10 protein-coding genes are annotated in these 9,914 nt (G+C 63.1%); 2 read left to right on the top strand and 8 right to left on the bottom strand.

The features are described from left to right. Positions 1-40: 40 nt before the first annotated feature. Positions 41-1,003: an NAD(P)H-quinone oxidoreductase gene (locus ACF8EF_RS13045; RefSeq protein WP_176685016.1), complete on the top strand. Its 963-nt coding sequence runs from the start codon at positions 41-43 to the stop codon at positions 1,001-1,003. Positions 1,004-1,122: 119 nt separating this feature from the next. On the opposite strand, the gene ACF8EF_RS13050 is transcribed toward ACF8EF_RS13045, so the two are convergent. The 6 genes from ACF8EF_RS13050 to ACF8EF_RS13075 all read right to left on the bottom strand — a co-directional run bounded on the left by ACF8EF_RS13050 (position 1,123) and on the right by ACF8EF_RS13075 (position 6,402). Then, on the bottom strand, positions 1,123-1,776 hold the full coding sequence (locus ACF8EF_RS13050) for an HAD family phosphatase (RefSeq protein ID WP_176685017.1): 654 nt from the start codon (positions 1,774-1,776) through the stop codon (positions 1,123-1,125). Positions 1,777-1,790: 14 nt separating this feature from the next. Next, positions 1,791-2,780 carry an ABC transporter ATP-binding protein gene (locus ACF8EF_RS13055; RefSeq protein WP_176685018.1) on the bottom strand — a complete coding sequence of 330 codons (990 nt, stop codon included), beginning with the start codon at positions 2,778-2,780 and terminating at the stop codon, positions 1,791-1,793. Between the two features lies 1 nt (position 2,781). Continuing rightward, positions 2,782-3,576, bottom strand: coding sequence for an ABC transporter permease (locus tag ACF8EF_RS13060; RefSeq protein WP_176685019.1), 795 nt, complete (start codon positions 3,574-3,576; stop codon positions 2,782-2,784). Then, positions 3,566-4,405 (bottom strand): ABC transporter permease subunit, encoded by an 840-nt coding sequence (locus ACF8EF_RS13065; RefSeq protein ID WP_103469327.1) that lies wholly within the window; start codon positions 4,403-4,405, stop codon positions 3,566-3,568. The genes ACF8EF_RS13060 and ACF8EF_RS13065 overlap by 11 nt, the downstream gene beginning before the upstream one ends. Next, complete coding sequence (locus ACF8EF_RS13070) at positions 4,402-5,208, bottom strand: alkaline phosphatase family protein (RefSeq protein ID WP_003252558.1); 807 nt, start codon at positions 5,206-5,208, stop codon at positions 4,402-4,404. Before ACF8EF_RS13070 ends, ACF8EF_RS13065 begins: the two co-directional genes overlap by 4 nt. A gap of 129 nt (positions 5,209-5,337) precedes the next feature. Next, positions 5,338-6,402, bottom strand: a complete 1,065-nt coding sequence (locus ACF8EF_RS13075) for an ABC transporter substrate-binding protein (RefSeq protein WP_176685020.1) — start codon at positions 6,400-6,402, stop codon at positions 5,338-5,340. Between the two features lie 328 nt (positions 6,403-6,730). Here ACF8EF_RS13075 and ACF8EF_RS13080 point away from each other — a divergent pair, with 328 nt between their 5' ends. Then, a complete protein-coding gene (locus ACF8EF_RS13080; RefSeq protein WP_176685021.1) occupies positions 6,731-7,444 on the top strand; it encodes a UTRA domain-containing protein in 714 nt (237 codons plus the stop codon). A gap of 31 nt (positions 7,445-7,475) precedes the next feature. On the opposite strand, the gene ACF8EF_RS13085 is transcribed toward ACF8EF_RS13080, so the two are convergent. Beyond that, positions 7,476-9,623, bottom strand: a complete 2,148-nt coding sequence (locus tag ACF8EF_RS13085) for a mechanosensitive ion channel family protein (protein ID WP_176685022.1) — start codon at positions 9,621-9,623, stop codon at positions 7,476-7,478. Between the two features lie 44 nt (positions 9,624-9,667). Next, positions 9,668-9,835: a hypothetical protein gene (locus tag ACF8EF_RS13090; protein WP_016501052.1), complete on the bottom strand. Its 168-nt coding sequence runs from the start codon at positions 9,833-9,835 to the stop codon at positions 9,668-9,670. Between the last annotated feature and the right edge of the window lie 79 nt (positions 9,836-9,914).

A 9,914-nucleotide genomic window follows, 5' to 3' on the forward strand; every position in this document is an offset into this window, starting at 1 on the left:
GCGACCTCAGGCCCAGTCATGATTCAACTATGGAGGCACTGTGAAGGCATTGCAAGGCGTTGACGGACATGTGGAGTGGGTCGAGGCCGAGCGCCCGACCTGTGACGCGGGCCAAGTGCGCATTCGCGTGGCCGCAGCGGGGCTGAACCGCGCCGACCTGCTGCAGATGAAAGGTTTGTACCCGCCACCACCAGGTGCCAGCCCGTACATGGGACTGGAGTGTTCCGGGGTGATTGAAGAGGTGGGGGCTGGTGCCGATTGGCGCGTGGGTGACCGCGTTTGCGCCCTGCTGGCCAGCGGCGCCATGGCCGAGGAAGTGGTGGTCGATGCCCGTCACGTCCTGCCGGTACCCGAAGGCCTTGGCCTGCATGAGGCGGCAGCGCTGCCGGAGGTGTATGCCACCGCCTGGCTGAACATCTTCCAGCTCGGTGCGGTGAAGGCTGGCGAGAAGGTGTTGGTGCACGCCGGCGCCAGTGGCGTTGGCTCGGCCGCCATCCAGCTGTGCAAGGCGTTCGGCAGCCCGGTGTGGGTCAGCGTCGGTTCGCAGGATCGTCTGGCCTACTGCCAAGCGCTGGGCGCTGCGGGTGGTGTGGTCCGTAACGAGAACCTGGACGAGCTGGAAGGTTTTGGCCCGTTCGACGTGATTCTCGACCCGGTGGGCGCTAGCTACGGTGAGCTGAACCTCAAACTGCTGGCCCGCGACGGTCGCTGGGTGATCATCGGCCTGATGGGCGGACGCAAGTTTGAGCTGGACCTGGCCCAAGTGCTGGGCAAGCGCCTGGAAATCACCGGTTCCACCCTGCGCAACCGTGACGACGGCTTCAAGGCCGAGCTGCTGAGCGAACTGCAGCAGCACGTATGGCCACTGTTTGCCGAGGGGCGTTTGTCGCCGCAGCTGGTCGATACCTATCCGGTGGAGTTTGCCCAGGCGGCGTATGCCGAGCTGGAGACCAATCAGGTGTCGGGCAAGCTGGTGATGGTGATCGACCCTAGCCTGGTGTAAGCCGGCCAGGCCCCTTCACGGGTAAACCCGCACCTGCATTGAGATCGCCACAATTTGAACACTGTGCGATGTAGGAGCGGGTTTACCCGCGAAGAAGCCGGCACAACCCACAAAAACCTTCAGCTCCAGCTCAGAATCGGCCACCCATTGATCTCGGCATGCTCGCGCAACACCGCATCCGGGTTCACCACATGCGGATGATCCACCTTCAACAGCAACGGCAAGTCATTCCTCGAATCGGAATAGAAACTCGCGCCTTCCAGGTTTTCCTGCTCCTGATCCAGCCACTCCAGCAAGCGAGTGATCTTGCCCTCACGATAGGTCAGCACCCCGAGGGTCTTGCCGGTGTACACCCCGTTCACTGCCTCCAGCTCGATGGCCAGGTACTCATCCACGCCCAGTCTCGCGGCAATCGGCCCGACCAGATGCGTACCCGAAGCGGAAATGATCAGGATGCGATCCCCACGCTTGCGGTGCTCGGCAATGCAGCGGCAGGCGTCACCGTAGATGATCGGTTCGATCACTTCTTCGACCCACGGTGCCACCAGGTGCTCGACTTCTTCCAGGGTACGCCCGGCAATCGGCTCCAGGCTGAAGGCCATGTAGTCCTCCATCTGCAGGTGGCCCCTGCCATAAGCTTCCATCAGTTCATGGTCGCGGCGCAGGAAATCCTTGCCGTCGACCCAGCCCAACCGGGCCATCTGCTCGCTCCACAGTGAGGCGCAGTCGCCGTGGATCAGGGTTTCATCCAGATCGAAAATTGCCAGTGCCATGGTGTTGAGTCTCCTTAAGCCACTTCCCGCAGCGCAGTGGGGTCGATCGACACGCTTACCCGTTTCCCGTCCGCGTGCAGGTCGGCCGGCGAGCGGTTGAGCACATCGACCACCAGCTCCACTTCGCGCACCCGCACCCGGTAGCGGATCACGTTGCCCAGCAGGCTGTGGCTGCGCACCTCGGCGTCCAGCTCGCCGTGCTCGCCAAGGGTGATCGACTCCGGGCGGATCGCCAGGCGGCTGGCCACCGGGCGCTGCAGCAGGCGGCTGGCGCTGTCGGCGTCGAGCAGGTTGTAGTTGCCGATGAATCCGGCGGCAAACAGGTCCACGGGGGCGGTGTAGAGGGTTTCGGCATCGCCGCTCTGGACGATGCGCCCTTGGTTCATCAGGAAGATGCGGTCGGACATGGTCAGCGCTTCCTCCTGATCGTGAGTGACGAATATGGTGGTCAGCCCCAGTTCGCGCTGGATGGCGCGAATCTGCTCGCGCAGGTGCTTGCGGATACGCGCATCCAGCGCCGACAACGGTTCGTCGAGCAGCAGCAGGCGCGGGCGGGTGACCAGTGAGCGTGCCAGGGCCACGCGCTGGCACTGGCCGCCGGAAAGCTGGTGCGGGTAGCGCCCGGCGAACTTGCCCAGCTCCACCAGCGCCAGCACCTCGTGTACCCGCAGTTGGCTTTCGTCGGCCTTGACCTTCTGCATGCGCAGGCCAAAGGCAACATTCTGCTCCACGGTCATGTTAGGGAACAGCGCGTAGCTCTGGAACACCATGCCGATGCCACGCTTTTGCGGGCTTAGCGGCACGATGTCTTGGCCGTCGAGCAGTATCTGCCCGCTGTCCACCGGGGTCAGCCCGGCAATGCAACGCAGCAGGGTGGACTTGCCGCAGCCGGACGGGCCGAGCAGGGTGACGAATTCGCCGCGTTCGATGTGGCAGTCGATACTCTCGAACACCGGGCTGCCGGCGTAGCTTTTCTGTAGTTTCTGTACGCTGACGAAGCTCATGTCAGGTCTTGTCCTTGTTCAGGCGGTTGGCGACCCAGGTCAGTACCAGCACGAAGGCGAAGTAGGAGATCACCAGCGCGCTGTTGAAGTGGCCGCTGCTGTTGCGCATGTTGTTCAGGTACACCTGCAGGGTCTCGTAGCGGGTGCCGACCAGCAGGTTGGCAAACACGAATTCGCCGAACAGGAACGAGAACGACAGCAGCACTGCCACCATCAGGCCCTGGCGCAGGTTCGGCAGCACCACCAGCAGTGCGGCCTGCCAGGTGCTGGCGCCGAGCAGCTGCGCGGCGTCCATCAGGTCGCGCAGGTTGATGGCCTGCAGGTTGTTGGTGATGGCCCGGTACATGAACGGCAGGGCGATGGTGAAGTAGCAGCCGATCAGGATCCACGGTGTGCCGACCATGGCCATCGGCCCGCTGCCATACAGCTGCAGCAGCCCCACCGACGACACCACTGGCGGCACCGCGAATGGCAGCAGGATGAGGATGTTCATCAGCGCGTCGAGCCGCGGGAAGTGGTAATGCACCACGAACAGCAGTGGCAAGATCAGCACCACCGACAGCAGCAGTGCACCTACGCACACCAGCAGCGACTGGCCGAAGGCCGCAAGGAAGCGCGGCTCGCTCCACAGCGCCGCATACCACTTGAGGGTCAGGCCGCTGGGCAGCAGGGTCGCCGACCAGCTGGTGGCCAGCGAGTAGAGGAGGGTGCCGGCCAGGGGCAGCAGCAGGATCAGGAACAGCAGGTAGACCACGAGGCGGTGGTACCAGCCGCCGGAACGGATGTCAGCGCGCATGGTAGCTCCTTTTCAGCAGCCATTGATGCACCACCGTGACCAGCGTCATCAGCCCCACCAGCACCATTGCCAGGGCGCTGGCCAGGTTCGGATCGAGGCTGATGTCGCCCGCCACCAGGCCGGCGATGCGGATCGGCAGTACGTTGAAGTTGCCGGTGGTCAGTGCGTACACGGTGGCGTAGGCGCCGAGGGCATTGGCCAGCAGGATGACGAAAGTGCCCAGCAGCGCCGGGGCCAGCACCGGCAGGCCGATGTGCCGCCAGTACTGCCAGTGGTTGGCGCCCAGCAGCGCGGCTGACTCGCGCCAGTCTTCGCGCAGGGCGTCGAAGGCGGGGTAGAGCAGCAATACGCCCAGCGGGATCTGGAAGTAGGTGTACACCAGGATCAACCCGCTTTTGGAATAGATACTGAAGTCCTCCAGCAGGCCAACTTGCTTCAGCAGCAGGGTCAGCGCGCCGTTGAAGCCGAGCAGGATGATGAAGGCAAAGGCCAGCGGCACACCGGCAAAGTTGCTGGTCATGTTGGCGAAGGCGCTGACGAAGTCGCGCAGCTTCGAGTCCACCTGGCGCAGCGAGTAGGCGCCGAGGGTCGCAATGACGATGCCGAACACGCTCGACCAGAAGCTGATTTCCAGGCTGCGTTGCAACGCCTGCAGGTAGAACTTGGAGGCGAACACCTTGCTGAAGTTGTCGATGCCCCAGCCGGCTTCCGATTGCAGGCTGTTGATCGCCACCCAGGCCAGTGGGGCGACCTGGAAGATGACGAAGAACACGGCGAACGGCAGCAGGCAGAGCAGGGCCAGGTAGCGGCCACGTATGCCGCCACTCACTTCAGTAGCTCCCGGCAAACCGTCTTGTCGTGCGCGGCGCCCAGCAGCTCGCAGATGGTGCCGCACAGTTCGGTCTGCAGTGGTTTGGCGGCCGGGTCCAGGCTGAAGGCGTCGCCGAAGACGAACAGCGGCACTTCACGTTCTTCAGCCAGCAGGCCGTTGTGCGAACGGTCGTTGTTCATGCCGTGGTCGGCGGTGACCAATACCTGGTAGCCCTCTTCGAGCCAACCGGGCAGGTAGTCGGCCAGCAGGATGTCGACGCTGCGTGCAGCATTGCGATACTGGCTGCTGTCCAGGCCGTGGCGGTGACCCACGTCGTCAACGCTCATCGGGTGCACCAGCAGGAAGTTGGGGGCGTGACGGCGGCGCAGGTACTCGCCATCGGCCAGAAGGTGCGAATCGGGGTAACGGTCGTCCCAGTAGAACAGCCCGTGCTGGATCGGCAGCTTCGGCGCGTGGGTGTGGCGGTCGCGCTGCGGGTCGAAGGGCGAGCGATTGTACAGCTCGCTCATCCAGTGATAGGCCGCCGCCGCGGTGCCCAGGTTGGCCTCGCGGGCGTAGTGAAACACGCTGCGCTGGTTGGACAGGCGGTTGATGTTGTTGTGCACGATGCCGCTGTCGATTGGCGGCACGCCGGTGAGGATGCATTCGTACAGCGGCCGCGACAGCGATGGCAGCTCGCATTCCACGCGGTACAGCGCGGCACGGTCGGCCTCGACGTAGGCGTGCAGGTGGCCCATCGCATGGTGGGCGACCTGGTAGTTGAGGCCGTCGAGCAGGACCAGGATGACGTTGTGTTGCATGTTTTCTCCAGTCATGAACCGCGTTGGCATCTTCGCGGGTAAACCCGCTCCTACATGTATCGCGTATCCCTGTGTAGGAGCGGGTTTACCCGCGAAAGGGCCGGATCAGGCACTACAAAGCCCAGCCCCTTACTCCATCTCGATGATCACCTGCTCCTGCCACATCTGCGGCAGTTTCTTCGAGGTGGCTTCCCAGGCTTCGGCATTCTTGATCGGCTGGGCGGCAGCGTACTGGTCGTTGGGCAGCAGCTTGGCCTGCACATCCGCCGGCAGCTTCAGGTGCTCGGCCCGGATCGGCCGCGCATGGCCCTTGGCCAGGTTGATCTGCCCGGCGTCGCTGAAGATGTATTCACGGGTAAGCTTGGCCGCGTTGGGGTGCTTGGCGTACTTGTTGATGACCGTGGTATAGCCGGAAATCACCGAGCCGTCCGAGGGGATCAGCACTTCAAAACGTTTTGGGTCGATCTGTTCACGGTAGCTCAGGCCGTTGAAGTCCCACACCACGCCAACTTCCACTTCGCCTTTTTCCAGAGTCTGGATGGTCGGGTTGGCCAGTGACAGGCGCTTCTGCTGCGCCAGCTTGGTGAACAACTGCAGGCCTGGCTGGATGTTCTGCTCGTCACCTTTGTAGGCGATGGCCGCAGCCAGCACGCCGTTGGCGGCCTGGGCGGCGGTGCCGACGTCACCGATGGCGACCTTGTACTTGCCTTTTTCCAGGTCATGCCAGGTTTTCGGCCGTTCCTCTTCCTTGACCAGGTCCTTGTTGATGATGAAGGCGATGGTCCCGGTATAGGCCAGCGCCCAGTGGCCGTCCTTGTCCTTGGCCCATTCCGGCACCTGGTCCCAGGTGCTTGGCTTGTAAGGCTGGCTGACGCCCTTGGTCACCGCGATCGGGCCGAAGGCGGCACCCACGTCACCGATGTCGGCGCTGGCGTTGTCCTTCTCGGCTTCGAACTTGGCCAGTTCCTGGGCTGAGCTCATGTCGGTGTCGCTGTGCTTGAGGCCGTACTTGCTGGCCAGGTCTTCCCAGGTGCCTTTCCAGTTGGCCCAGGCGTCGGGCATGCCCACGCTGTTGACAGTGCCTTCCTTGCGGGCGGCGTCTTCCAGGGCCTTGAGGTCAGTGCCAGCGGCCATGGCCGTGGTACACAACGCGATGGCCGAACCGAGCAGTGACGCCATGAAGAACTTTTTCATCCGAAGCTCCTTTGGGTGGGTGCCTTTACGATCGTTGTTCTGGGTAAAGCCGTTGCAAGCCTTTGACTGGCACCTTTGGTCTAGGTCAGCAAACCTTGAGCCAAGGTAGGCCGCTTGCGTGACAGTTTGATGTAGGGAGGGGGCCGGTGAGGGCCCTGAAGCTACAGCGTAGACCAGGTAATCGCCCCGGTTCTGCTGGCTTGGCGCGTTTCTGGCAGTACCTGGCACAAGCCTTTGTCACAGGATGTTCATCAGCCCTGCATAGGCTTGCACTATTCTCAATCTGCCCTGTGATGGGGCTGGACTAGTCCAGATAGGTAACCTTTTGATGCAGTCGACGCCCCCGCGTGCGGTAACAGCCATCTGCCATGCCCTGCAGGAGCAGATCGAGCATGGCCTGCTGGCGCCGGGCGGCAAGCTGCCGGCCGAGCGGCGGCTCAGCGAGGTGTTCGACACCACGCGCATTACCCTGCGTGAGGCGTTGGTGCAGCTTGAGGCCCAAGGCTTGATCTACCGCGAAGAGCGCCGAGGCTGGTTCGTTGCGCCGCAGCGCTTGACCTATGACCTGATCGAGCGCAGCCACTTCCATGCCATGGTGCGCGATCAGGGGCGGGTGGCCAGCACCGAACTGCTGTCGGCGAGGCTGCAGCCGGCTTCGGCTGCCATCTGTGCACGCTTGCAGCTGCCGGCGTTGTCCAGCGTGGTGCGCGTCTGCCGGTTACGGCGGATTGACGGGCGGGCGGTGCTGTATGCCGAGCACTACCTCAACCCCCGGTACTTTCCCGGCATTCTCGAACACGACCTGGCGCAGTCACTGACCGAGGTTTATGGGCGCGTGTATGGCATCGAATACGGGCAGGTGTGCTTCGAGATCCTGCCGACAGCGTTGCCGGTGGAGGCGGCCAGTGCCTTGAAAGTGTCGGCGGGCAGCCCGGGCTTGCACATTACCCGGGTCAACAGTGACCAGCATGGGCACTTGATCGACTGCGACCTCGAGTATTGGCGGCATGATGCGATCCGCATTCGTGCCCAGGCTGGATGAGGTGTTGCCTTCTTCGCGGGTAAACCCGCTCCTACGAACTGGCCTCCGTCATCCCACCCCCACCGGCTGTCACCACTTGCACCGACAATCGCGGCGTCGCCAGGTCAAGCCCGGCCTCGTCCAGCTGCCGCTTCAAGGCCAGGTTGAACGCCCGCGACACCTCCCACTGCTTGATCGGCGCGGTCTTGAAGCGCGCCCGCAAGATCGCCGAGCCTGACTCGAAGCTCTCCACCCCCTGCAGCTCCAGCGGCGACCAGATGTTGCGGCGCATCAGCGGGTCATTGCGCAGCTTCTGCCCCACTTCGCGAATCAGCGTGATCGCTTGGTCGATGTTCATGCTGTGCGGGATTGCCACGCGGAAGATCGCGTAGCCGAACTCCCGCGAGTAGTTCTTGATGCTCTTGATCTCGCTGAACGGGATGGTATGCACAATGCCGTCGATGTCGCGCAGGCGCACGGTACGAATGGTCAGCCCTTCCACCGTGCCCAGGTGGCCGCCGACATCCACATAGTCGTCGATGGCCAGCGAATCCTCGATGATGATGAACAGGCCGGTGATCAGGTCGGCCACCAGCGACTGCGCGCCAAAACCGATGGCCAGGCCGATCACACCGGCACCGGCCAGCAGCGGAGTGACGTTCATGCCCATGTTGGCCAGTGCGACGATGACCGCGATGATGAAGATGACCACGAACATCACGTTGCGGATCAACGGCATCATGGTTTGCGCACGGGCGTTGGCCAGCCCCCGGCGCGAGCCCACCAGGGCATGGTGTACGGCGGTGTCGGCAAGGATCCACACCAGCCAGGCCACCATCAGCGTGCCGGCCAGGCCCAGTAGGCGCAGGCTGACGTCATGGCCGTCACCCTCGGCGAAGCTGATCATCGACACGCCCCACACGCGCAGGCCCAACTCGATGAACACCAGCCAGATGAACAAGTGCACCAGCAGGTAGCCGAAGTTGCGCAGGCGCTCGGTGTACACCGCCTGGCGCTTGCTGGCCCGCTTGGGGTTGGCAGTATGGCGGCGCACCAGGCCGTTGAGCACCATGCACACCACCACCAGCACCGTGCACATCAGCGACTGGCGCAGGGCAGTGCTGGTGTCGCCGGCGGAGACGAAGGTGGCGAACAGCGAAATGGCCACCAGGATCAGCGCTGGAATGAACCAGAAGCTGCCGAGGATCTCGATGGTATCGCTGAGGGTGCGTCGGGTCAGGCGCCGCGACAGTGGCTGGTTGCGGATCAGGTGGGCGATCGGGCGGCGGAAGCGCAGGATGAACAACCCGGTGCACAGCGCCGCAATTACATTGGCCAAGGTCGCCAGGGCGTGGGCCAGGTGGGTACCGAGGGCCACCAGCATGCGTGGATCGCTCATCGCCTCGCCAAACGCGGCGAAGCTGCCGATCAGCCACAACGGGCGAAACGCCTGGCGCCGCAGGATGTGCAGGGCACGGTGGCGGTGTGGGCCGTCCAGCAAGGAAAAGGCGATGACGCAAATGGCCGAAAAGCAGGTACCGACCACCAGGGCGTAGGCCAGCACCATGGCCAGCGATTTGCCCAGCGATGGCGGCAGCACGAAACTCAGGTACACCGTGAACACCAGCGCGACCAACCATGGGCCAAGCTTGCGCAAGGCAAAGCGCACCAGGTCCCAGGTACGCGGGTGTTGTGGCAGTTCTTCGCTCAGGCCAAAGCGCAGGCGTAGCCGATGGCCGACCCAGTTGAAGGCATAGGCCAGCACGCTCCACACGGCAATCACTGCAGCAAAACCGAACAGGATCGCCGGCCACTGGTGCACGGGCACCATCAGCTCGGTCAGTTCGGCCTGTGCCTGTTCGATTTCCGCGGCCCAGCGGTGGAATGGACTGGCATCGCCGCTGAACTGTTTTTCAAAGTCGTGCAGGGCACCGCCGATCAGACCGAGCACACCCTGTTCAACACTGGGTTGCGATTGCCGGGTGGCGTCGCGCAGTTTTTTCAGGTCGGCCAGCAGCTTGGCCCGCTGCTGGTCATTTTCGAGGTTCTTGATCACCTCATCCAGCGATTTGCCCAGTGGCTCGGTGGCCTCTGGCTGGGCGGGCGCGCTGCCGCCCAGCAGGCCAGGCAGGCCCGCTGCTTGTGCCGGGGCAATGAAAAGCAAGAGCATCAGGAACAGGTAACGCAGGAGGGCAGGCACTGGAAAATCTACCTCAGGTCAAACGATTGACCGAGTGTAGAGGTTTATGTCGGCAGTTTCTCGAGGATCTTCCAGCAGGTGAGGCCGAAAATACCCAAGGTGCCGATCCACATCATCAGTACACCGATGTTGCGTTCGCGCATGCTGAAGCCGATGGTCAGCAGCATCAGGAACAGGAACACCGGTACGAACAGTGACAGGAACGGGGACATGGACAGCAATCCTTTTGCAGTGGGGCCATATAACAAGCATAGCGCTTGGCAAGCGAGGCGTGATTGACCTTGAGCATGT

Source organism: Pseudomonas sp. zjy_15 (assembly GCF_043101865.1).
Lineage (GTDB): Bacteria > Pseudomonadota > Gammaproteobacteria > Pseudomonadales > Pseudomonadaceae > Aquipseudomonas > Aquipseudomonas putida_Y.

What these genes read in the sequence shown, in the direction of transcription:
- ACF8EF_RS13055 (WP_176685018.1), bottom strand. Translation starts at nt 2,780, where the DNA reads ATGAGCTTCGTCAGCGTACAGAAACTACAGAAAAGCTACGCCGGCAGC.
- ACF8EF_RS13050 (WP_176685017.1), bottom strand. Translation starts at nt 1,776, where the DNA reads ATGGCACTGGCAATTTTCGATCTGGATGAAACCCTGATCCACGGCGAC.
- ACF8EF_RS13070 (WP_003252558.1), bottom strand. Translation starts at nt 5,208, where the DNA reads ATGCAACACAACGTCATCCTGGTCCTGCTCGACGGCCTCAACTACCAG.
- ACF8EF_RS13075 (WP_176685020.1), bottom strand. Translation starts at nt 6,402, where the DNA reads ATGAAAAAGTTCTTCATGGCGTCACTGCTCGGTTCGGCCATCGCGTTG.
- ACF8EF_RS13060 (WP_176685019.1), bottom strand. Translation starts at nt 3,576, where the DNA reads ATGCGCGCTGACATCCGTTCCGGCGGCTGGTACCACCGCCTCGTGGTC.
- ACF8EF_RS13090 (WP_016501052.1), bottom strand. Translation starts at nt 9,835, where the DNA reads ATGTCCCCGTTCCTGTCACTGTTCGTACCGGTGTTCCTGTTCCTGATG.
- ACF8EF_RS13080 (WP_176685021.1), top strand. Translation starts at nt 6,731, where the DNA reads ATGCAGTCGACGCCCCCGCGTGCGGTAACAGCCATCTGCCATGCCCTG.